The organism is Streptomyces sp. SID14515, from assembly GCF_010548505.1.
Taxonomy (GTDB): domain Bacteria; phylum Actinomycetota; class Actinomycetes; order Streptomycetales; family Streptomycetaceae; genus Streptomyces; species Streptomyces caviscabies.
Window position 1 is genome coordinate 26,221 of record NZ_JAAGMH010000098.1, and the last position, 22,496, is coordinate 48,716.

15 protein-coding genes and 1 tRNA gene are annotated in these 22,496 nt (G+C 72.3%); 3 read left to right on the forward strand and 13 right to left on the reverse strand.

Going from position 1 to position 22,496, the window contains the following annotated elements:
- Window positions 1-129: 129 nt before the first annotated feature.
- The 10 genes from rpmE to G3I54_RS22175 form a co-directional block, all read right to left on the reverse strand.
- A complete protein-coding gene (gene rpmE, locus G3I54_RS22130) occupies window positions 130-354 on the reverse strand; it encodes a 50S ribosomal protein L31 (RefSeq protein ID WP_015611364.1) in 225 nt (74 codons plus the stop codon).
- Between the two features lie 166 nt (window positions 355-520).
- On the reverse strand, window positions 521-1,624 hold the full coding sequence (locus G3I54_RS22135) for an LCP family protein (RefSeq protein WP_164616616.1): 1,104 nt from the start codon (window positions 1,622-1,624) through the stop codon (window positions 521-523).
- A 253-nt stretch (window positions 1,625-1,877) separates the two neighbouring features.
- A complete protein-coding gene (locus tag G3I54_RS22140) occupies window positions 1,878-3,608 on the reverse strand; it encodes a trypsin-like serine protease (protein WP_343240388.1) in 1,731 nt (576 codons plus the stop codon).
- 245 nt (window positions 3,609-3,853) lie between these two features.
- Complete coding sequence (gene rho / locus G3I54_RS22145) at window positions 3,854-5,872, reverse strand: transcription termination factor Rho (RefSeq protein WP_164616617.1); 2,019 nt, start codon at window positions 5,870-5,872, stop codon at window positions 3,854-3,856.
- Window positions 5,873-6,261: 389 nt separating this feature from the next.
- Entirely contained in the window at window positions 6,262-7,179 is a 918-nt protein-coding gene (thrB, locus tag G3I54_RS22150; protein ID WP_164616618.1) for a homoserine kinase, read from the reverse strand.
- Between the two features lie 386 nt (window positions 7,180-7,565).
- Window positions 7,566-8,636 (reverse strand): threonine synthase, encoded by a 1,071-nt coding sequence (gene thrC, locus G3I54_RS22155; protein ID WP_164616619.1) that lies wholly within the window; start codon window positions 8,634-8,636, stop codon window positions 7,566-7,568.
- Between the two features lie 7 nt (window positions 8,637-8,643).
- The gene (locus G3I54_RS22160) at window positions 8,644-9,945 is read right to left on the reverse strand and encodes a homoserine dehydrogenase (protein WP_203686942.1); all 1,302 of its coding nucleotides are present in this window, start codon (window positions 9,943-9,945) and stop codon (window positions 8,644-8,646) included.
- A gap of 95 nt (window positions 9,946-10,040) precedes the next feature.
- Window positions 10,041-11,432 (reverse strand): diaminopimelate decarboxylase, encoded by a 1,392-nt coding sequence (gene lysA, locus G3I54_RS22165; protein WP_164616620.1) that lies wholly within the window; start codon window positions 11,430-11,432, stop codon window positions 10,041-10,043.
- A gap of 33 nt (window positions 11,433-11,465) precedes the next feature.
- The gene (gene nrtL, locus G3I54_RS22170) at window positions 11,466-12,545 is read right to left on the reverse strand and encodes an ArgS-related anticodon-binding protein NrtL (RefSeq protein WP_164616621.1); all 1,080 of its coding nucleotides are present in this window, start codon (window positions 12,543-12,545) and stop codon (window positions 11,466-11,468) included.
- A gap of 55 nt (window positions 12,546-12,600) precedes the next feature.
- Window positions 12,601-13,014 carry a response regulator gene (locus G3I54_RS22175; RefSeq protein WP_164616622.1) on the reverse strand — a complete coding sequence of 138 codons (414 nt, stop codon included), beginning with the start codon at window positions 13,012-13,014 and terminating at the stop codon, window positions 12,601-12,603.
- A 211-nt stretch (window positions 13,015-13,225) separates the two neighbouring features.
- Between G3I54_RS22175 and G3I54_RS22180 the strand changes: the two genes are divergently transcribed.
- Window positions 13,226-13,297 (forward strand) — tRNA-Arg (locus tag G3I54_RS22180).
- A gap of 123 nt (window positions 13,298-13,420) precedes the next feature.
- On the opposite strand, the gene G3I54_RS22185 is transcribed toward G3I54_RS22180, so the two are convergent.
- Window positions 13,421-13,984, reverse strand: coding sequence for a hypothetical protein (locus tag G3I54_RS22185; protein ID WP_164616623.1), 564 nt, complete (start codon window positions 13,982-13,984; stop codon window positions 13,421-13,423).
- A 211-nt stretch (window positions 13,985-14,195) separates the two neighbouring features.
- Window positions 14,196-14,516, reverse strand: a complete 321-nt coding sequence (locus tag G3I54_RS22190) for a hypothetical protein (protein ID WP_164616624.1) — start codon at window positions 14,514-14,516, stop codon at window positions 14,196-14,198.
- Window positions 14,517-14,803: 287 nt separating this feature from the next.
- Here G3I54_RS22190 and G3I54_RS22195 point away from each other — a divergent pair, with 287 nt between their 5' ends.
- Window positions 14,804-17,137 carry an NB-ARC domain-containing protein gene (locus tag G3I54_RS22195; protein ID WP_164616625.1) on the forward strand — a complete coding sequence of 778 codons (2,334 nt, stop codon included), beginning with the start codon at window positions 14,804-14,806 and terminating at the stop codon, window positions 17,135-17,137.
- A gap of 520 nt (window positions 17,138-17,657) precedes the next feature.
- Here G3I54_RS22195 and G3I54_RS22200 read toward each other — a convergent pair.
- Window positions 17,658-18,908: a hypothetical protein gene (locus G3I54_RS22200; RefSeq protein WP_164616626.1), complete on the reverse strand. Its 1,251-nt coding sequence runs from the start codon at window positions 18,906-18,908 to the stop codon at window positions 17,658-17,660.
- A gap of 331 nt (window positions 18,909-19,239) precedes the next feature.
- Between G3I54_RS22200 and G3I54_RS22205 the strand changes: the two genes are divergently transcribed.
- Window positions 19,240-22,440 (forward strand): BTAD domain-containing putative transcriptional regulator, encoded by a 3,201-nt coding sequence (locus G3I54_RS22205; protein ID WP_343240389.1) that lies wholly within the window; start codon window positions 19,240-19,242, stop codon window positions 22,438-22,440.
- Window positions 22,441-22,496 lie beyond the last annotated feature (56 nt).

Below are 22,496 nucleotides of genomic sequence, written 5' to 3' on the forward strand. Positions count from 1 at the left end.
TGCGGGCCTGCTGGATGGCGTACTGCCCGGTGGGGTGTCCGGAGGTGACTCCCGCGCACACCCGACCGGAAAAAACGCCGGTTCCGACGCCCCCGGGAAGAGGGCGCCAGGAACCGGCGCAGTGGCTCGCTACTTGCTGGCGGAGCCGGCAGCCTTGCCGAAGCGGGCCTCGAAGCGGGCCACGCGGCCGCCGGTGTCGAGGATCTTCTGCTTGCCCGTGTAGAACGGGTGGCACTCGGAGCAGACGTCGGCGCGGATGGCGCCGGAGTCGATGGTGCTCCGGGTGGTGAACGACGCACCGCAGGTGCAGCTGACCTGCGTCTCGACGTACTCGGGGTGGATGTCGCGCTTCAAGGTGTCTCCTAGTTTCGGGAGGGCGCCGGGTCGTCCGCGCGGATTGCGCGGCCGTGAACCGGGGCCGACGTACCAGTCTGCCAGGACCGGCCGTATCTCCCAAAACCGGGGACGGAAGGCAGGTATTCCCCTACTCTCCGCGCACGGAGGGTGACCGGCGCGGGTCCTACTCGACGACCTTCGCGGCGTCGCCCTTGTCGCCGGCCGACTTCTCGGTGGCGGAGGCGGGGATCGGCCGGTCGTTCTTGAGGGCGGCCCAGACCTGGCGGCCCGCCTTCTCCTGCGGCAGGACCCGGTTCGGGTCGGCCGGGTCGTACTCCACGGGCAGGGTCACCATGTGGACGTTGTCCGCGCCGAGCCCCTTGAGGCCGTTGGCGAACCCGGTGAGCTTCTTGACCGAGCCCAGTCCGGAATCGGTGGTGACGGCCTTGGTGGCGGCGTCCGCGAGCCCGTAGAGCTTCTTGGGGCTGGAGAACACCCCGACGCTCTTCGCCTGCTCCATCAGCGCCTTGATGAACGCCTGTTGGAGCTGGATGCGCCCCAGGTCGCTGCCGTCGCCGACGCTCTTGCGGGTACGGACGAGCCCGAGGGACTCCTCGCCGTCCAGGGTGTGGGTGCCCGGCTCCAGGTCGAGGTGGCTCTTGGAGTCGTTGATGGCGGTCTTCGTGGTGATCTCCACGCCGCCCAGCTCGTCGATGAGCTTCTCGAAACCGGTGAAGTCGACCTCGAGGTAGTGGTCCATGCGGATACCGGACATCGATTCGACGGTCTTCACGGCACAGGCCGGCCCGCCGACCTCGTACGCGGTGTTGAACATCGCCCGGTGCTCGGCCGGAACCGTTTCGTCCGTCGTGTCGCTCGTGCAGGCGGGGCGCTCTATCAGGGTGTCGCGCGGTATCGACACGACGCTCGCGGTCTTGTGGCCCTTGTCGACGTGCACGACCATCGCCGTGTCGGAGCGGGCCGCGCCCTCGTCGGCGCCGTACTTCCCGTTGTCGCCGGAGCGCGAGTCGGAGCCCAGCACCAGGATGTCCTGGGAGCCGTCGTCCACGTCGTCGGGACGGTCGGCGCCGAGCTTGGCGTCGATGTCGATGCTGGAGAGGTTGCCGTCGAGCGCCATGTACGCGTATCCGAGTCCGGCCCCGCCGACGACCACGACACCCGCCACCGTCCAGGCCGCGACGACCTTGGCACGGTGCCGTCCCGAGGGCTTCCTCCGTCGGCTGCCGGTACCGCGTATGCGGCCCGTACTCCTGCTCTGCTCGCTCACACGTCTCCCTCGTGACTCCTGTTGCCCGTCTGCCCCCTGCCGTGGTGGTCCACGCGCGGTCGGCCTCTCCTGTAGGGACGGCCGAAGCACCAAGAAGGGTTGCATACGCGTCTGTGGCCCCCGTCGGAGGACGGGGGCCACAGACGATTCGGGCAAACGGGCCGTGAGGCGGCGCTCACCTGGGGTTTCGTGTGCGGTGCAGCGATCGTGCGGACTGCTGTCCGGTCGTCACCGGTGTGGCCAAGGTCTCGGGTCAGCCGAAGAGGTTGAACCCGTTCCAGCCCGTCCCGGCCTTCAGCTTCGGCCCGAAGGGCTTGGTCGCCGAGCCGCTGCTCGGGTAGAACCACATCGCGCCCGCGCTGTCACGGACGGTGATGTCGGCGTTGCCGTCACCGGTGTTGTCACCGGTGCCGATGTACGCCGTGAAGTTCCAGCCGGTGCCGACCAGGACCTTGTTGGCGAACGGCGAGTTGACGTTGTGCCGGCCCGCGTAGAGCCACAGCTGGCCCTGACCGTCCCGGGCCAGCAGGTCCGGGATGCCGTCGCCGCTGTAGTCGCCCTTGCCGAACAGCGTCAGCGAACCCCAGCCGGAGCCGGCCACGGCCTTGGCCCCGAAGGTGCCGTCGCCCTTGCCCGGGTAGGTGACCAGGGTGCCGGTGCTGTCGATGCCGACGAGGTCGGGGTTGCCGTCCCCGGTCACGTCACCGGGGAAGAGGATGTTCTTGAACGAGGACCAGCCCGTGCCGATCTTCTTCTCGGCCCACTCGGTGCCGTTGAAGTAGAACCAGTACAGGTCGTTGCCCACGCGGTAGACGTAGTCCTGGTAGAAGTCGCGGTCCCAGTCGACCTGACGCACCAGGTTGGCCGCGCCCCAGTTGCCGAGGGCCGTCGGGGAGCCGAGCGCCTTGCCGTTGGAGTAGTACTCGAACGCCTCGCCCTTCGACTGCCGGGCGAACAGGTCCGCCGTCGTGTCGAAGTTCAGGTTGGCGTCGTCCACCCGGGGGTTGATCTGCCCGAAGAACGAGCTGACCTTGGAGTAGACGCTGTACGCGCCGGTGGCGACGCAGTCCCGCACACCCCACGAAACGACGCCCGCGATACGGCCGTTGACCACGAGCGGACCGCCCGAGTCACCGTTGCACGGCGATACGGTGCCCTCGTCCTGGCCGACGGCGGGGTCTCCCGCGCACGTCATCTTCCCGGGCACGAACTCGGAGCCGTAGTAGGACGTGCACGTGGCGTCGGCGTTGATCGGCACCGTGGCCTTGCGCAGGGTCGGCGAGATCTCGTCGCTGGTGGAGCTGGTGCGGCCCCAGCCGTAGACCGTGGCGCGGGTGCCTGCCTTGTACAGCGCCGTCTCGGCGCCGGCGGCCGGCTGAAGCGTCTTGTACGGGAGCGCGGCCCCCAGCGTCAGCACGGCGATGTCACTGCTCAACTCGGCGTCGTCGTACGCGGGGTGGACCCACTGACGCCAGACGCCGACGGCCTGGCCGCCGTTGAGGTCATTGCCGACCGGCAGCTTGGCGGTGCCGCCGAGGACGGCTCCGTTTTTACTCCAGTCCAGTCCGTCCACGCAGTGCGCGGCGGTCAGGACCTTGGCCGGGGCGACGAGGGTGCCTCCGCAGAAGTAGCTCTCGTCGTCCGCCGTGCCGGAGGTGCCCTTGTCGTCGTAGTAGTGCAGCTGCACCATCCACGGCGCCTCGGAGATCGGCGCTTCCACGCCTCCGATGATCTTCGGGTCCGCCGTGCGCCCGGGCGCGGGCGGCGCGGACTCCGTGCGGCCCTCGGCCGGCCGCTCGGGCGCACCGGAGGCGCCCTCTTCCAGCGTGGCGGCCGACCCCTTGATGGTGTCGAGCAGTTCGGCCTGCGGAACGTCGGTCCGCTTCTGGGTGCTCTGCTTGCCCGGAAGCGGAACGGTGTCCGCGGCCTGCGCCGGAGCGGCGGCGAGTGCCCCTGCCCCCAGAGCGAACACGGCAGCTGCCACGGGGAGGGTGATGAAACCCCTCCGTCTGCCAGATGTCACAGGACTCCCCTCGATCGACACGGCGCGTCACAGCGACGGACCGCGTAGGTGCACAAAAGAAGGAGAGAGTTCTCCCCACCGGTAATCGACACAGTGGGCGTATTAGAAAATACGTTCCCCCCCACCAACTGCTGCTGATGCTATAACGCGGAAGCGCCCCCGTCACCGAAGTAACAGGGGCGCTCGCGGATACCGCTGGAGATACGTCAGTCGTTGCCGTTTCCGCTGCCCGGCGTCGTCTTCTGGATCTGGAGCAGGAACTCCGCGTTGGACTGGGTCTTCTTCATCCGGTCCAGGAGAAGCTCGATCGCCTGCTGCTGGTCGAGCGCGTGCAGCACCCGGCGCAGCTTCCAGACGACCGCCAGCTCGTCGGTGCCGAGCAGGATCTCTTCCTTACGGGTGGAGGACGCGTCGACGTCCACCGCCGGGAAGATGCGCTTGTCCGAGAGCTTCCGGTCGAGCTTGAGCTCCATGTTGCCGGTGCCCTTGAACTCCTCGAAGATCACCTCGTCCATGCGCGAGCCGGTCTCGACGAGCGCGGTGGCCAGGATGGTCAGCGAGCCGCCGTCCTCGATGTTGCGCGCGGCGCCGAAGAAGCGCTTCGGGGGGTACAGCGCGGTCGAGTCGACACCACCGGAGAGGATGCGGCCGGAGGCCGGTGCCGCGAGGTTGTACGCGCGGCCCAGGCGGGTGATCGAGTCGAGCAGGACGACCACGTCGTGCCCCAGCTCGACGAGGCGCTTGGCGCGCTCGATGGCCAGCTCGGCGACGGTGGTGTGGTCCTCGGCGGGACGGTCGAAGGTCGAGGAGATGACCTCGCCCTTCACCGACCGCTGCATGTCGGTGACCTCTTCCGGACGCTCGTCGACCAGGACGACCATCAGGTGGCACTCGGGGCTGTTGACCGTGATCGCGTTGGCGATGGCCTGCAGGATCATGGTCTTGCCGGTCTTCGGCGGGGCCACGATGAGCCCGCGCTGGCCCTTGCCGATCGGGGCCACCAGGTCGATGATCCGCGTCGTCAGGATGTTGGAGTCGGTCTCCAGACGGAGCCGGTCCTGCGGGTAGAGCGGGGTCAGCTTCTGGAACTCCGGGCGGCCGCGGCCGGACTCGGGGGCCATGCCGTTGACCGAGTCGAGGCGGACCAGCGCGTTGAACTTCTCGCGCCGCTCGCCGTCCTTGGGCTGACGCACCGCGCCGGTGACGTGGTCGCCCTTGCGCAGGCCGTTCTTGCGGACCTGGGCGAGCGAGACGTACACGTCGTTCGGGCCCGGCAGGTAGCCGGAGGTCCGGATGAACGCGTAGTTGTCGAGGATGTCCAGGATGCCCGCGACGGGGATCAGGACGTCGTCGTCGGCCACCTGCACATCGCTGGCGAAGTCGTCGCGTCCGCGACGGCCCCGGCGGTCGCGGTAGCGTCCGCGACGGCCGCGACGGCCGCCCGCCTCGTCGTCGAAGTCGTCCTGCGGACCGTTGTCACGGTTCTGCTGGCCCTGGCCCTGGCGCTGCGGGCGCTGCCCGCCGCCGCCCTGCTGGCCCTGGTCGTCGCCCTTGCCCCGGCGGTCGCGCTGACGCTCGCGGCGGTCGCCGCGCTCACCGCGCTCGCCCCGCTCACCGCGGTCGCGACGGTCGCCACGACGGCCCTCGGCCGTGTCGGTGGCGGCCTCGGCCTTGGCGTCGCCCTTCGGCTCGGCGCGCTCCTCGGTCTTCTGCTCCGCCTGGGGCTCCGCCTTCGCCTTGACCTCGGTCTTGGTGTCGGGGCTGCCCGCCTGCGCGGTGGCACGGCGGCGACGACGCTCGCCCGCGGGCTGGTCGTCGCTGGCCGGCTGACCGGGGATGTCGATCTGCTGCTGGGCCGTGTCCTTCTCGGCGGCAGCGGCGCCCTCGTCCCCGGTGCGCGCCTTGGAGGTCGCGCGGCGCTTCGGCTTGCTCTCCGCCTCGGCGGGGGCCGCCGCGGCCTTGGAGGAGGTCTTGGGGGCGGCGGATCCGCCACCCGCCTGCGCCTCCTTGATGACCTCGATCAGCTGGCTCTTGCGCATCCGCGCAGTGCCCCTGATGCCGAGGCCGGACGCGACCTGCTGCAGCTCGGCCAGGACCATGCCCTCGAGGCCGGTGCCGGAGCGGCGGCGCCGTGCGGTGGTGCCAGTGGCAGCACCTTCGGCGGGCGCGGCGCTGTCGACGTTCTTGTCGGCAGTCACGCCCATCAGATCGGTGGTGTCGCTCACGAAGGGTCCTTCCCTGGAGCGGACGTCGGCCTTCTGGCTCGGCGACCGGTTGTGCTGTCCGACTGCGGTCTGTTGATCTTGCTGGATCGCGGACCTTGCCGGGGCGGTGGTCCGCCGGGTACGGCGGAGAGATGAACGTGCGGGGTCCGGCGCGAGATCCCCCTGCTCGGCCCACTCCTGGACGAGCGAGGGGTGTCGTGCCGGTTCCGGAGCGTGCTCGAAACTGCTCAGGCAGGCTGCTCAGGCAGTTGGGGAGGCTCCCGGAAGAATGGCGGTCCCGGAGGGGGACACGAAGCAACGCGCCTCAAAGACGTCGGTTGCAGACTTGAGGTTAACACTACCGGCTCCAACAAACATTCCCCCTCTCGCTCACCGGTAATCACATGCGGTTACGCGGCCAGCGGCAGCACACTGGCGCCCGTCGCGTCGAGGGCCAGCCGGTTCGCCGCCCAGCCCTCCCCCGCCAGTCGGGCGACCTTGTCGGCCGATCCCTCCTCCGTCAGCGCGAGGACCGTGGGCCCCGCACCGGAGATGACCGCGGGCACACCGTCGGCGCGCAGGCGGTTGACCAGTTCCACGCTCTCCGGCATGGCCGGGCCCCGGTATTCCTGGTGGATCCGGTCCTCGGTGGCGGCGAGCAGCAGTTCCGGGCGGCGGGTCAGGGCCTCGACGAGCAGGGCCGCCCGGCCGGCGTTGAGCGCCGCGTCGACGTGCGGGACGGTGCGCGGGAGCAGGCCGCGCGCCGTCTCGGTGAGCACCGGGCGCCCGGGTACGAAGACCACCGGGACGACGGAGTCGGCGGGGTCCATCCTGATCGCCCGGGCCGCGCCGCCGTCCATCCAGGCGAGCGTGAATCCGCCGAGCAGACAGGCCGCGACGTTGTCGGGGTGCCCCTCGATCTCGGTCGCCAGCTCCAGCAGGGCCGCGTCGTCGAGGCGGGCGTCGCCGCCGGTCGTCACAGCGCGGGCGGCGACGATTCCGGCGCAGATGGCGGCGGAGGAGGAGCCGAGGCCGCGGCCGTGCGGGATGCGGTTGGCGCAGACGATCTCCAGCCCGCGGGGCTGCCCGCCGAGCAGGTCGAACGCGGTGCGCAGGGAGCGCACGAGCAGGTGGCTCTCGTCGCGGGGCAGCGTCCGGCTGCCCTCACCTGCGATGTCGATGTGCAGCCCGGAGTCGGCGACCCGGACGACGACGTCGTCGTACAGCCCCAGCGAGAGACCCAGGGAGTCGAACCCCGGGCCCAGGTTGGCGCTGGTTGCAGGGACGCGCACCCTGACGGCGGCGGCTCGGAACGCGGGACCGGCCATCGGTCGGACCACTCCTTGTAAGGCGGCGGGGATGCAGTGCGGGTGGCTCTGCGGCGGCGGGGCGTTGAAGACGGGGATATGGGCGGGTGCGTACAGCGGGGGTCGCGGCTGTGCGGAGGGCTCCGAAACGGTGCGGGAATCCGGTGACCGGCCCGACGGCCACGACGGGGACCGCAGGCGTGGCGGTCCGGCGGGCGGATGCCGGGCGGATGGGGTACAGCTTATCGAAGGAAGGTTCTGTGGCGACATAGGGCGCACAGGAGGCGCACGATGCGTGTCGCCCGCCTCCCATGCGCTCTCCGCCCCGGTAAAGGGCTGGTTGGGCCGGGTTGTCGCGGTTGCCCTCGGCCAAACGCGACGCCCGCCGCGTTCGACCGAGGACCGGATCAGACGAGTCCGAGCTTCTCGGCGGCGGTGGCCGCGTCGACCGGGACCGTGACCGGCTGCGGTGCGCCCGCGACGGCCCAGTCGGGGTCCTTGAGGCCGTTGCCGGTGACCGTGCAGACGATGCGCTGGCCCGGGTCGACCTTGCCCTCCTCGGCGGCCTTGAGCAGACCGGCGACGGACGCGGCCGACGCGGGCTCCACGAAGACGCCCTCCTGGGAGGCCAACAGCCGGTACGCGGACAGGATCTGCCGGTCCGTCACCTCGTCGATGAAGCCGCCCGACTCGTCGCGTGCGGCGAGGGCGTAGTTCCAGGAGGCCGGGTTGCCGATGCGGATCGCGGTGGCGATGGTGGACGGGTCCTTGACGACCTCGCCGCGCACGATGGGCGCGGAGCCGGAGGCCTGGAAGCCCCACATGCGCGGGGAGCGGGTCGAGACACCGTCACCGGCGTACTCGGTGTACCCCTTCCAGTACGCGGTGATGTTGCCCGCGTTGCCGACCGGCAGGACGTGGATGTCGGGGGCGTCGCCGAGCGCGTCGACGATCTCGAAGGCGGCGGTCTTCTGGCCCTCGATGCGGACCGGGTTGACCGAATTGACCAGCGCCACCGGGTAGTTGTCCGAGAGCGAGCGGGCCAGGGTCAGGCAGTCGTCGAAGTTGCCGTCGACCTGGAGGATCTTGGCGCCGTGCACGAGCGCCTGGCCCATCTTGCCGAGCGCGATCTTGCCCTGCGGTACGAGGACGGCGCAGACCATGCCCGCGCGCACCGCGTACGCCGCGGCGGAGGCCGAGGTGTTGCCGGTGGAGGCGCAGATGACGGCCTTCGCGCCCTCCTCCTTGGCCCGGGTGATGGCCATGGTCATACCGCGGTCCTTGAACGAACCGGTGGGGTTGGCGCCCTCGACCTTGAGGTGCACCTCGCAGCCCGTGCGCTCGGAGAGGACCTGCGCCGGAACGAGCGGCGTACCGCCCTCACGAAGTGTGACGACCGGCGTCGTCGACGTGACCGGAAGCCGGTCCCGGTACTCCTCGATGATGCCGCGCCACTGGTGGGTGCCCTTGCTGGTCATGGGTCCTTTACTCCCCTTCAACACGCATGATGCTGGCGACACCGCGCACGGTGTCGAGCTTGCGCAGCGCTTCGACGGTCCCGGAGAGGGCGGCGTCGGGCGCGCGGTGGGTGACGACGACGAGCGATGCCTCGCCGCCTCCATCTGGACGTCCTTGCTGGCGGACGGTATCGATCGATACGCCCTGCTCGGCGAAGACCGTCGCGACCTGGGCGAGGACGCCCGGCTTGTCGGCCACGTCGAGGCTGATGTGGTACCGCGTGACGACCTCGCCCATGGGGCTGACCGGCAGGCGGGTGTAGGCGGACTCACCGGGTCCGGTGGCCTCGCCCAGTTTGTTGCGGCAGACCGCTACGAGGTCGCCGAGGACCGCGGAGGCGGTCGGCGAGCCGCCGGCGCCGGGCCCGTAGAACATCAGCTGCCCCGCGGCGTCGGCCTCGATGAACACCGCGTTGTACGCCTCGCGGACCGAGGCCAGCGGGTGGCTGAGCGGGATCATCGCGGGGTGGACGCGGGCGGTGACGGACTGCCCGTCGGCGGCGCGCTCGCAGATGGCCAGCAGCTTGACGGTGCAGCCCATGCGGCGGGCGGAGGCGATGTCGGCCGCGGTGACCTCGGTGATGCCCTCGCGGTGGACGTCGCCGATCTTCACCCGGGTGTGGAAGGCGATCCCGGCGAGGATCGCGGCCTTCGCGGCGGCGTCGAAGCCCTCGACGTCGGCGGTCGGGTCGGCCTCGGCGTACCCGAGGGCGGTGGCCTCGTCTAGCGCCTCGGAGTAGCCGGCGCCGCTGGTGTCCATCTTGTCGAGGATGAAGTTGGTCGTGCCGTTGACGATGCCGAGCACCCGGTTGACCTTGTCGCCCGCGAGCGACTCGCGCAGCGGCCGCACCAGCGGAATGGCCCCGGCGACGGCGGCCTCGTAGTACAGATCGCGGCCGTACTTCTCGGCGGCGGCGTGCAGGGCCGCGCCGTCCTCGGCGAGCAGCGCCTTGTTGGCGGAGACGACGCTGGCGCCGTTCTCGAAAGCGGTGGTGATGAGCGCGCGGGCCGGCTCGATGCCCCCGATGACCTCGATGACGACGTCGATGTCGCCGCGCTGCACGAGCGCGGTCGCGTCGGTGGTGATCAGTGCGGGGTCGATGCCCTCACGCACCTTCGAGGGCCGGCGGACGGCCACGCCGGCGAGCTCGACGGGCGCGCCGATGCGCGCCGCGAGGTCGTCGGCGTGCGTCGTCATGATGCGCGCCACCTCTGAGCCGACCACACCACAGCCCAGCAGCGCCACCTTCAGCGGACGCGTACGCATCATCCGACCTCGTTTCTCATACCTGGATTCTCCGGACCAGTCTCACTCACCGGACGGGAGTTTCTGACCCCCGTCCGGATCCTGAGATGACTATTTCATCAGCCGACATCGAGACGCAGGAGATCTTCCTCCGTCTCGCGCCGGACGATGACGCGTGCCTCTCCGTCGCGGACCGCGACGACCGGCGGCCGCAGCGCGTGGTTGTAGTTGCTCGCCATGGAACGGCAGTACGCGCCGGTGGCGGGGACGGCGATCAGATCGCCGGGGGCCAGGTCGGCGGGCAGGAACGCGTCCTTGACCACGATGTCACCGCTCTCGCAGTGCTTGCCGACGACCCGGACCAGCATCGGTTCGGCGTCCGAGGTCCGCGAGACCAGCGCGACGCTGTACTCGGCGTCGTACAGCGCGGTGCGGATGTTGTCCGACATGCCGCCGTCGACGCTGACGTACGTCCGCAGCCCCTCCAGGGGCTTGATCGTGCCGACCTCGTACAGCGTGAACGCGGTGGGTCCGACGATGGCGCGCCCCGGCTCGACGGAGATCCGGGGAGTGCGCAGCTTCGCCGACTCGCACTCGCGGGTGACGATGTCGCTGAGCGCCTTGGCGATCTCGTGCGGCTCGCGGGGGTCGTCCTCGGAGGTGTACGCGATGCCGAGGCCGCCGCCGAGGTCGATCTCGGGCAGCTCGACGCCGTGCTCGTCGCGGATCTCGGCGAGCAGCTGGACCACGCGCCGGGCGGAGACCTCGAAGCCGGCCATGTCGAAGATCTGCGAGCCGATGTGCGAGTGGACGCCGATGAGTTCGAGCCCGTCGAGGGCGAGCGCACGGCGCACCGCCTCGGCGGCCTGCCCGTCGGCGAGCGCGATGCCGAACTTCTGGTCCTCGTGCGCGGTGGCGATGAACTCGTGGGTGTGGGCCTCGACGCCGACGGTGACCCGGATCTGCACCCGCTGGCGCACCCCGTGCCGCTGGGCGATGTGGGCGACGCGGACGATCTCCTGGAAGGAGTCGAGCACGATCCGCCCGACGCCCGCCTCGACGGCCCGCTCGATCTCGGCGACGGTCTTGTTGTTGCCGTGGAAGGCGATGCGCTCGGCGGGCATACCGGCGTCGAGAGCGGTGGTCAGCTCTCCGCCGGAGCACACATCGAGGTTCAGCCCCTCCTCCTTGAGCCAGCGCACGACGGCGCGTGAGAGGAAGGCCTTCCCGGCGTAGAACACATCGGCGTCCGGCCCGAAGGCGTCGGCCCAGGCGCGGCAGCGGGCCCGGAAGTCGCTCTCGTCGAGGAAGTAGGCGGGGGTGCCGAACTCCTCCGCGAGCCGGGCGACGGTGATCCCGCCGACGGTGAGGGCGCCGTCCGCGTCGCGGGTGACGGTACGCGACCAGACCTTCTCGTCCAGGACGTTGAGGTCGGCGGCGGGCGCGGAGTAGTGGCCCTCGGTGAGGACGTCGGCGTGGCGGGGTCCTGCGGGGTGTGCGGAGCGGCTCATCGTGATGGTTCTTTCGGGTCGCTTCTGATCGCGTCAGAGGTGTTCGGGCGCACGGATGCCGAGCAGGGACAGGCCGCCTGCCAGCACCGTTCCGGCGGCTTCGGCGAGAGCCAGCCGGGCACGGTGGGCGGCCGAGGGTTTCTCGTCACCGACGGGCAGGGGCGGGCAGGAGTCGTGGAAGTCGAAGAACGCGTGCGCGACGGCTTCCAGCTGCCGGGCGACCCGGTCGGGCGCGCGGTGACGGGCCCCGGCGAGCAGGACACCGGGGTGGTCGGCGATGAGGTCGAGGAGGGGGCGGGCGGCGCGGTCGTACGGGGCACTCCGGACGTCCTCGGCGGGCTCGGAGGTGTAGCCGAGGAGGGCGGCCCCCCGGGTGAGGGCGCGGGCCCTGGCGTGGGCGTACCGGACCCGGAAGAGCGGATTGGCCTCGCCCTGGACGAGCAGTTCGGGGCCGAGGGCTGCGCGGTCGTGCCCGGCCGGCCGCAGGAGCCCCCAGCGGGTGGCGTCGGGCCCGAGCCGGTCCAGCAGCTCGCGCGCGGTGGCCCCGGCGGGGACGGGCCGGATCCCGGTGAGTGGTACGGGCGGCGTCCCGTGCGCGTCGACGGTGACGCCGAGGCGGGCCCAGTACGGGTCGGACGGCTCCGCGCAGCTGACCCGGACCCGGGCGCCCTGGGCGATGAGGAGCCGGCGCACGGCATGGGCGGTGACGGCGGCGCGGACCTCCCGCGCGTGGTGGACCTGGAGGATCTCGTCCCGGAGCGCGTCCCCGTGCCCGTACGCGAGGCCCTGTCGCCGTACGGCGTCGAGGACGGCCCGGTCGCTCTCGGCCGGGGCGTCGAGGGTGAAGCTCAGGAACCCCGGCCCGGTGATCTCGACCCGCCCGACGCCGGGTTCGGCGGCGACGCGTTCGCGCAGGATGCGGGCGACCTCCAGGGCGGGCAGCGCGGCGGGCCCGGCGAGCTGAAGGGCGACGGCGCAGGCGTAGTCGCCGCTGCCGCCGGGCCGGGTCCTCTCCACCCGCACGCGCGCGGGCACGGGCGCGCGCAACGCATCCTCGTCGACCGCGCGGCGCACGGCGTGCAGCACGGTCCGGGAGAGGTCGGCGGGGGTCACGGGTCAAGCGTAGGTGAGAGAGGGGGGCACTTCGCGACCCGGTTTCGCCATCCGGTCAGCCGGCGGTGCTCCCCGCCCGCCCGGCACCGCGCCGCCCGTCCACCGGGGGCCCTTCCTCCCCGGTCACCAGCCGGCGCATGATCCGCACCAGCTCGCTCGGCTCGAACGGCTTCGCCAGGAACGCGTCGACCCCGGCCGCCACACCCGCGTCGACCTCGTAAGGCGTACAGGCGCTGATGACGGCGATGGGCAGACGGCGGGTGCGGGGGTCGGAGCGCAGCCGGGTGGCGGTCTCCAGACCGCCCAGCCGGGGCATCACGACGTCGAGGGTGATCGCGTCGGGGCGGACTCGCTCGACCAGGTCCAGGCACTCGACACCGTCGGCCGCGGTCACGACCTCGAAGCCCTCCAGCTCGAGATTGACCCTGATCAGCTGCCGGATGACCTTGTTGTCGTCGACAACAAGCACGCGGCCGTACGCCCCTGACACCCTTCGAGAGTAGGTCGGCCGGAGGGGCGGCGTCCGGGTTTTGTCCACTTCCGCCCCGGACGGGTGGCCACCGCTTCCACGGCCCGCCCGACCGGGAGGAAGGGAGGCGGAGCCACGACGGAATACCTGTTCACGGACACCCCGTAGGAGCTGGTAGTGTTTCACCCGTCGCAGAGCAGCACCGCGATACGCCCCCGTAGCTCAGGGGATAGAGCATCGGCCTCCGGAGCCGGGTGCGCAGGTTCGAATCCTGCCGGGGGCACTTCCGGATTGAAGAACCGGACCAGCAGAGGCTGGTCCGGTTTTTTCGTGTGCGTCGCGCGCGTGGCTCACCCTCACGAGGGCGAGCGGAGCGTGGTCCGGCTCGCCCTCCGAGGTGGGCCGGTCAGTACTTGCCGTCGACCGGGATCCAGCCGGACCAGGACTCGGGCTGGTAGAACTTGCCGGTGTCGCCGTCGTAGCGCAGGACGCGGAGGCGTACGTTCCCGGTCTCGCGGTAGTCCTTGTTGCAGGTCGCCCAGGTGTTCACGCCGAGCTTGTTGACGCAGACCTCCTCGGCGCGGCCGTAGTCGGTGTAGACGCCGACGGCCGCGGACATGCCGTCCTTCTTCGTGTCGCCCGCCCAGACGATGTCGCCGTTGTGCTGGAAGCACCCGGTGGAGCCGTAGGCGGCGGTCGAACCCAGGCAGGTGTTCGACGGTGGGGCGGCCTTGGCGGCTGCCGGCGCGGCCGACGCTCCCGCCTTCTCCGCCTCGTCCACCGGGAAGGGCACCTCCGTGCCGGGCGCCGGGGCGACGCCTTCGACGATCTTCACGTCCGCGGGCAGCTGGATTTCCACGGGGGTCTCCGGGGCGTCGTCGGCCAGCGCCGGCGTCGCGGTGACGGCCGAGAGCGCAAGCGCCGACGCACCGACGAGAACACTCAACTTCGAGCGCCAGTTTTCACGCATGCTTCACTACCCCCGCGCCTGACCTCTGTGGCGAGATCATCAATTATCAAATGTGAACAGGGTGTGAGACTAAGAGATCGCTGTGACGGATGGAAGGGGCTTCTGTGACGTGAGGGGTTCATGGTGCGGGTGGGGCCCTCTGGTACTCACGCCGCGGGCACGGCGAAGGGGCGGGCACACGCTGTGTGCCCGCCCCTTTCTCGTAACGCGTTCACCGCACGGGAGGCTCCGCGGCCCGCTCTCCCTCGGTGATCTCGGAGAACGTGACGTCGACGGCGCACTCCGCCGGGATCTCGGCGGCGGACGTCGCGCACTTCGCGGGGCCGGTCGCCTCCTGGCCGCCCGTCTCGGGCGGGCCCGCCCGGCGCTTGCCCGTCTCGATGTTCTCCGTCAGGCCTTCCACGGAAGCCGGGGCGCCGGGGCGGGCGGGCCGATCGGCGTCGGCGGTATCCGACGCGGACGAGCAGGCCGCCACGCCCGCCGTGGCGCACAGGACGAGTGCGGCCGAGGCCGCGACAGTGCGAAAACGCATGAAAGTCCCCCTACGCGGACGCCCGAACACCCGAGCCATCAGTTGACCAACGGTGCCACAGCGCATGGTGCGGAGGGCGGAGAACCTGTGAAAAGGCGGGGGCGGTGTGCGTCATGCGTACGGTCACTCGTACGGGTTGCTCATACCTATGGCATATGCCAAGTTCCGCGATCCGATGGAGGATTCGGCCACCAGCCGCAGCCGCTCGCCGTGGGCCCGGGTATCGACCGCCTGTACGGAAAGGATGTCTGCGGAAGCTGGTACTCGGCTGTCCGGAGGGGACGCGCATGCGGGGGCACGAGCACAGCGAGAACGACAACGACCTGAGCGGTACGGTGCACGGCTTCGTGGTGCAGGCGGGAAGCGTGCACGGCGGCATCCATGTGGCGGGGCCCGCGGCGCGGGAGGAGGTGCCGCCGCCCTGGCAGTTACCGCCCTCGGTCCGGATCACCGACCGTACGGACGAGCTCCGCGCCCTGGAGGTGCACCGCTGCCGGGCCACGGAGGACGGGCATCCCACGCTGGCGGCGGTGAGCGGTCTCGGCGGGGTGGGGAAGACCGCGGTCGCGCTGGCCTGGCTGCACCATCTGCGCCCGCACTTCCCCGGCGGTCAGCTGTACGCCGATCTGGGCGCGCAGGCCCCGGACGGTCCCGCCGACCCGGGCGAGGTGGTGGGACGGTTCCTGCGGGCGCTGGGCGTACCCACCGGTCAGGTGCCGCAGGCGTTGGGCGAACGGGTCGCGCTCTACCGGTCGTTGACGGCCGACCGACGGCTCGTGGTGCTGCTGGACGACGCGGCGACCGCGGCCCAGGTGCGGCCCCTGTTGCCGGCGGGGCGGTGTGTGACGGCGGTGACCAGCCGCCGCCGGATGCCGGGGCTGAGCCTCGACGGGGGCCATGTGATCCATCTGGAGCCCCTCTCCACCGAGGCGGCGGTCGAACTGCTCGACGCGACCCTCGCCGACGGCCGGGTCGCCGCCCAGCCGGAGGAGGCGCGGGCCCTCGTCCTGCTCTGCGCGGGGCTGCCGCTCGCGGTGCGTATCGCCGGGGCACGGCTGGCGGCCCGCCCCCGGCAGGGCATCACCGCGATGGTCCGGGCCCTGTCCGAGGAGCACGAGCGGCTGGAGGCGCTGGCCATAGAGGGCGACCACGACGTACGGGCGGCGCTGGACCTCTCCTACCAGGGCCTGCCGCCCACGGCGGCCCGGCTCTACCGGCTGCTCGGGCTCCACCCGGGCCGCGAGTTCGGCGCCCCGGTGGCGTGGACGCTGCTGGGCCGGGACCCGGCCGAGGCGCTCGACGCCCTGCACGACGCGAATCTGCTCGTCGATGTCGCCGAGGCGTCGGGCGGCGAGCGCTACCGGTTCCACGATCTGGTGCGGCTGCACGCCGCCGCACGGGCCGCGCAGGACGAGAGCGCCGACGAGCGGACCGCCGCACTGTTCCGCATCGGCCACCACTATCTCGCCAACACCGGCCGGGCCGAGGAGATCGTCGAGCCCGGACGCACCGCCCTGGAGCGGGACTTCGGGCGGAGCGCCGAGGGCTCCGGGCGGGACGTCGGACCGGGATCCGTGGCGGAGGAGGACTTCGGTCCCGTCGACGGGCGGACGGAGGCGGAGGCGGCGCTGGACTGGCTGGAGCGGGAGCTGCCCAACCTGATGGCGGTGGTCCGGCTCGCGCGCCCGCTGGGCGCCCCGGAGCTGGCCTGGCAGCTCACCGACGCGATGTGGCCGCTGTTCCCGCGTCGCAAGCTGTACCGGGAGTGGACCGAGGCGCACCAGGAGGGCCTGTCGGCCGCCGAGGAGGCGGGGAACGGTGAGGCCGCCTGCCGGATGCTGACCTCCGGCGCGCTGGGAATGCTCGCCACGGGCGACCACGCCGAGGGGCTGGCCATGTTCGAGCGGGCCGCTGCCGCCTTCCTGGAGCGCGGCGACGCCCTCGGGCACGCCCGGACGCTGAACTACCGGGGGCTGGCCCATCAGCGGCTCGGGCGTCTGGACCGCGCGGCCGAGTTCTTCGCGCGCGCGGCCGCCGAGCTGCCCGCCCTCGGTGATCTCCGGGCCGGTGCGCTGGCCCGGTTCAATCTGGCCGATGTCGCTCTGTCCGAGGGGCGGTACGAGGACGCCGTCGTCGACGCCGAAGCCGCCCGCATCACTCTGGAGGCGGCCGGCGACACGTACAACGCCGCGCGGGCCGCCGGTCTGACCGGGCGGGCCTGTGTGGGTCTGGGCCGGCTCGACCGGGCGGACGCGGAGCTGTCGGCGGCGCTGGCCGCGTTACGGGCGGAGGCGGCCGGGTTCGAGGCGGCCCGCGTGCTCGGAGGCCTGGCTCGGCTCTCCGAGCGGCGCGGGCAGCCGCGGCAGGCCCGGCTGTACTACCGGGAGGCGCTGTCCCTGTACTCCTCCGTCGGCCGGTCGCGGTCGGCGGAGGCGGTCGAGGCGGAGGCCCGGCTCGGTGCGCTGGATCGGCCGGAGCCGCCGGAGCCGCCGGAGCCGCAGGAGCCGCAGGAGTCGCAGGAGCTGCCGGAAGCGGAGGGCTCGCCGCCGCCCGTGCTCCCGGGGCCCGCTCCGTCCGGGCACGACCGGGGTGGTGACGAGCGGGGCGGGGCCGGCGCGTAGCCGCGTACGGTCCTGACGACCCGTACGGCGGCCGGGTCGAACGCGGCCGGGTCCAGGCCCGCCACCAGCCAGACGTGCGCGACCGAGGCCCAGACCGCCCAGGGCTGCACCGGCCACCCCGGCTCATGGACCAGCAGCCGTGGCCGGCCGCCGAGCCGCAGCCAGCAGCGGGGGCCCCGGTACACGGCCACCACCAGGGCGCCGGGGTGGCAGTCGGCGAGCTCGGCGGCGTACCGGGCGGGGTCCTCGTACGGGGGAAGCTCCCCGGACGGAAGCGCTCCGGGCAGCACCTCCCCGGACCGGAGCGCGTCGGCCCGTAGCGCACCTGACCGGAGCGCCCCCGGCGGGAGCTCCGCCACCAGGGCGTCCGCCAGCAGCGGCATCGGGTGCGCGGCCGAGAGCCGGACGCGCAGGTGCTCGTCGACGACCCGCAGCGGGCGGTCCGGGTGCAGCAGGGCGGCTCCGGCCCGGCGGACCCCGCGCTGCGGGACGTCCTCGGTGAGCCGTACGGTCGTCGCGGTCATCGGGCGGTTCCCCGTTCGTCGTGGCGCACCGTCACCGGCAGCGGCGCGTGGTCCGTGCGCGGCCGGGCGGCCGGGGCGCGCAGCCGGAGCTTGCGGTAGATCAGGGCCCGCATCCGGACGGCGAACCGCCCCGGCTCCGAGGTGATCCGGGCCACCACCTGCTCGTACCGCTCCGTGCGGTGGGCCGCGGCGGCGCGGGCGAGCTGGCGGTCAAGCGGGCGGCCGGCGTGCAGCCGCGGGGCGAAGGAGGCCAGTTCGGCGGCGGGCGAGCCGGGGTCCAGGTCGCCGTCGGGGACGTTGCCCATGAGGACCGGGACCCCGGTCATCGCCCCGTACAGCGAGACGGAGCCGTGGTCCCCCACGATGTGGTCGGCGGCGACCAGCACCCCCACCCAGTCGGCGTGCTGGCTGATCACCAGGAGTCCGGAGCGTACGAGCCCCGCGAGCCAGCTGCGGATCTGCCATTCGCCGTGGGCGTTCCAGACGTGCGGGTGGAGCAGGAGCGCGACCCGGAAGTCCTCCCGGGGAAGCTCGTCGACCAGCCGTTCCAGCAGCTCCCACTGCTGGCCCAGCAAGGAGCCCGGCCCCCAGGTGGAGCAGACCGTCACCAGTTGCTGCCGCGCTCCGACCCCCAACGCGTCGCGGTAGAGGGCCCGTTGCGGCAGGCTCGCGGTGATCCGGTCGAAGCAGGGGTCGCCCACCACCTCGGCGGCGGGCAGTGCCTCGGGGCACTCGCGGCCGAGGCGGGTCAGGTCCTCGTGGTGGGCGAGCACGATCGATTCGGGCACCACCCGGCCGTCCTGGACGAGCCATTGCCGGCCGAGTCCGTAGATCCCGCGCCCGGTGACCCGGCGGCCGCGCTGCCCGGCGGGGAGCAGCTTGTTGTGCCCGGCGCCGTGCGGCAGCACGATCACCGGGGCGTGCAGTTCCTGGAGTCCGCCGTGGGCGGCCGCCAGCGCCAGGTCGAAGGGCATCTGGACCACCTGGTGCCAGGGCAGGACCAGGCCGCCCAGCTGTTCCAGGAAGTGGTCCACCCCGTGGCTGAACACATCGGGCGCCTGGGTGAAGAACACCTGCACCCGTGCGTCGCCCTCCAGCAGCCGCACGGCTTCGAGCAGCCGCTGCCCCGCCGTGACGGTGTGCACCACGGCCAGGATCTTCCTGCGGGTCCGCCGGGTGGCCCAGCGTTCGACGTCGAGGCGTACCGGTACAAGGGTCCGGTGCGCGTCCGGCATGGTCAGGCTCATCTGATCAGTCCCCGTTTCCGTCGCCGCGGACCGGTGGGTCCGCGTGGGCCGCGGCTGACGGCGGCCCGGGGAAGCGTCTGCCCACGGAGGTGGACGGGTGGCTTGCAGGAATCCTGTGTTCCAGCTGTAGGCGGAACAGCGCTGCGCCATGCGCCCCGCTCACGCCCCCTGTGCGCTCTGGTCCGGGCCGGTGGCTCAGGGAACAGTGGACTGTTCCGCACAGACGTGCGGACGCTGCCGGTGGCGGCAGGAAGTGGCGCACCCATCGGGGGGCGATATGGACCTTCTTGCTCTGGGACCTCTGGAACTATGGCACGGGGACCAGGAGCACATGCTCGGTTCGGTGAAACACCGCTGCGTGCTCGCGGTTCTGGTACACGCGCGCGGAGAACCGGTCGCCGTGGACACGCTCATGGAGCGGGTCTGGGGCGACGAACCTCCTCCCAAAGGACCGGCGACGCTCCAGACGTACCTCTCCAAACTGCGTCGGCGTCTGGACGCCGCGGTGGGGCCGGCGCTTCTGCGCGTGGACCATGTGCCGCCCCGGCTGTACCGGCTCCGGATGAACGACCGCAACGATCTGGACCTGGTCCGTTTCCAGCGGTTCCGCGCCGAGGCGGCCGTGGCGGCGGAGCAGGGCCGCACGGACTGGGCGATCGGGCTGCTGCGGACCGCCGAGAGCATGTGGCGGGGCGAGCCGCTGCCGGAGAGCTCCGGCGAGTGGGCGGCGTCGGTGCGTGCGCGGCTGATGGAGGATCACCGCCATGTCCGGGAGGAGCGCATCCGGCTGGAGCTGGAGCTCGGCCGGCATGCCGATCTCATCGGTGAGCTGCGCGAGTTGGCGGCGGAGAGCCCGCTGGCGGAAGGGGTGGTCGGCTCCCTGATGCTGGCGCTCCACCGCAGCGGGCGGCACAGCGAGGCGCTGGAGCTCTATCGCACGACGCACACCCGCCTGCGGGAGGGGCTCGGCATGGATCCGGGGCCCGAGCTGCGGGCGCTGCACCAGCGGATCCTGGAACAGGACCGGGACCTGACGGAGCCCCGGTCGGCGGCCGTCACCGTCAGGGCCTCCGCCACCCTCACTCCCGCGCCCGCTCCCCCGGCATCGCCCACTCCTCCGGCATCGCCCGCCGCCCCGGTCGCGCGGTCCTCGCCCGCCCCCTCGGTCCGCAACAACCTCCCCCGCGACACCCGGGACTTCACCGGCCGGACGCGGGAGCTGACGTCGCTGCGCGAGGGCGTCGCCGGGGCCGACGGGTACGCGCTGCCGCTCGCCGTGCTCCACGGGATGCCCGGCATCGGCAAGACCGCGCTGGCGGTGCACGCCGCGCACCGGCTGGCCGAGGACTATCCGGCCGGTCAGCTGTACGTAGATCTGCACGGGTTCAGCGGGCGGCGGCCCCTGGACCCGGCCGAGGCGCTGGCTCTGCTGCTGCGTGCCGCAGGGGCCGACGGCACGTTGCCGGACACCCTCGACGGGCGGGCGGCCGCATGGCGGGAGTGGACCGCGCGCAACCGGGTGCTGGTGGTGCTCGACAACGCGCGGGACGCCGCCCAGGTCCGTCCGCTGCTGCCCGGTTCGGCCGGGTGTCTGGCGATCGTGACGAGCCGCAACCGGCTCTCCGCGCTGGACGGCGCCACGTCCCTGCTGCTGGACGCGCTGTCGGCCCGGGAGGCGGCGGCCCTGTTCACCCGGATCGCGGGCACCGCCCGCACCTCCCGCGACCCGGAGGCGCTGGAGCTGCTGGTGGACGCCTGCGGCCGCCATCCGCTGGCCACGACGCTGCTCGCGGGCCGCTTCCGGCACCGGGAGATCTGGGACCTGCGCCATCTCCTGGAGCGGCTGGCGCAGTCGAGCGACCCGCTGGACGAGCTCGACGAGGAGGTGTTCGTCTCGGCGTTCCGCTTCTCCTACGCGGAGCTCGCGCCGGGCACACGCCGCTTGCTGCGGCTGCTCGCGCTGCACCCGGGGCCCGACATCACGGCGGCGGCCGCGGCCGCCCTGGCGGGGCGGGGAACCGGGCTCGGACCCGGCGGCGGGTCCGAGGGCGTACGGCGCAGCATCGAGGAGCTGCTGGACTGCCATCTGCTGGCGGAGCCGGTGCTCGGCCGCTATCAACTGCACGACCTGACAAGGGCGTTCGCGCTGCGCATGTCCTCCGCCGAGGAACCGGAGAGCGCTCGCGGCGAAGCCGTCGGCAGGCTCCTCGGGTACTGCCTCACCTCCGCGCACCGGGCCCACCGGCTCACCCATCCGCGCCGCCGGGCCCTGGAGCCCGAGCAGCTGTCGGTGTACGCGCCCGAGTTCGGCGACGCCCAGGAGGCGGCGGCCTGGCTGGACGCCGAGCGGGCCAACCTGCTGGCCGCCGCGCGTACGGCGGCCGCGGAGGACCCGGACCACGCGGCGCTCTTCCCGCACGCGCTCGCCCCCTCGCTCAGGATCTGGGGCAGTTGGGCGGTCACCAACGAGCTGTACGGCGCGGCCGTGGAGGCGCTGCGCTCCCGGGGCAATCCGCTGCTGCTGGCGCAGACGCTGGTGGAGGCGGCGGACGTACTGGCGCAGACGGGGCCCGGGGAGGCGCTGAGCTGCGCGGGCGAGGCGCTGACCCTGTTCCAGGATCTCGACGACCCCGCGGGGTGCGCCGACAGTTCGCTTCAGGCGAGCCGTGCGCACCTGGCCGCCGGGCACACCGGCCCGGCGCTGCGCATGGTGGCGCGGGCGCTGGCGCTCTACCGCTCCCTGGGCGATCTGCACGGCGAGGCGGACTGCCTCAACATCGAGGGCGCGGCGCTGTATTACGAAGGCCGGTACGACGAGGCGCTCGGCCGGGCGCGCCTCACGCTGCAGATCCACGAGGGGACGGGTGATCTGCTGGGGCAGATCCGCGCGCACAACAACGTCGGCGAGATCCACCACCTCCAGGGCCGCATCGAGCACGCCCACGACCACTTCGAACGGTCGAGGGTGCTGGCCCGGCTGCACAGCGGGGCGCAGGAGCTGGCGATCCTGGACACGAATCTCGGCGCCGTGTACCAGGCCATGGGCGACACTCCGCGGGCACTGGCGGGTTTCCGGCGGGCGCTGGAGAGCCACCGCTCCCGGGGGGACTCGCTGGGCGAGGCGAACGCCCTGATCAGCCTGGGCGCGGCGCACGCCGCGAGCGGTGACGACGACGGGGCGCTGCTGCACTTCACCCTGGCGGAGGAGGTCGCGCGGCGGATCGACAGCGCCTACGAGCGCACCAGGGCCCTGCTCGGCGTGGCCGACGTCCACCGGTCGGCGGGCCGGCCGGACGTGGCCCTGGAGGTCTACGGTCAGGCGCTCCGCCTGACCGAACGCACCGGCTCCCGTCCCGCCGCGGCGCGGGCGCTGGAAGGTCTCGCGCGTGCGGCGCTGAGCACGCACCGGGGCGACCTGGCCGTGGAGTACGGCAGGAGGGCGGAGGGGGTGTACCGGAGCCTGGGCTCCGAGGCCGAGGCGGAGAGCCTGCGGCGGCTGTTGCTGGAGGAGACGAAGTGGACCGGCGCCTGACGGTGCGGGCAGCCGGTCCCGTTCGAGTGAGGGTCTGTGATCACCCTCTGCCGACA

Excerpts from the sequence above, each read along its gene's own strand:
- G3I54_RS22205 (WP_343240389.1), top strand. The coding sequence starts at position 19,240 with ATGCTCGGTTCGGTGAAACACCGCTGCGTGCTCGCGGTTCTGGTACAC.
- G3I54_RS22195 (WP_164616625.1), top strand. The coding sequence starts at position 14,804 with ATGCGGGGGCACGAGCACAGCGAGAACGACAACGACCTGAGCGGTACG.
- G3I54_RS22185 (WP_164616623.1), bottom strand. The coding sequence starts at position 13,984 with ATGCGTGAAAACTGGCGCTCGAAGTTGAGTGTTCTCGTCGGTGCGTCG.
- G3I54_RS22200 (WP_164616626.1), bottom strand. The coding sequence starts at position 18,908 with ATGAGCCTGACCATGCCGGACGCGCACCGGACCCTTGTACCGGTACGC.
- lysA (WP_164616620.1), bottom strand. The coding sequence starts at position 11,432 with ATGAGCCGCTCCGCACACCCCGCAGGACCCCGCCACGCCGACGTCCTC.
- G3I54_RS22160 (WP_203686942.1), bottom strand. The coding sequence starts at position 9,945 with ATGATGCGTACGCGTCCGCTGAAGGTGGCGCTGCTGGGCTGTGGTGTG.
- thrB (WP_164616618.1), bottom strand. The coding sequence starts at position 7,179 with ATGGCCGGTCCCGCGTTCCGAGCCGCCGCCGTCAGGGTGCGCGTCCCT.
- thrC (WP_164616619.1), bottom strand. The coding sequence starts at position 8,636 with ATGACCAGCAAGGGCACCCACCAGTGGCGCGGCATCATCGAGGAGTAC.
- G3I54_RS22190 (WP_164616624.1), bottom strand. The coding sequence starts at position 14,516 with ATGCGTTTTCGCACTGTCGCGGCCTCGGCCGCACTCGTCCTGTGCGCC.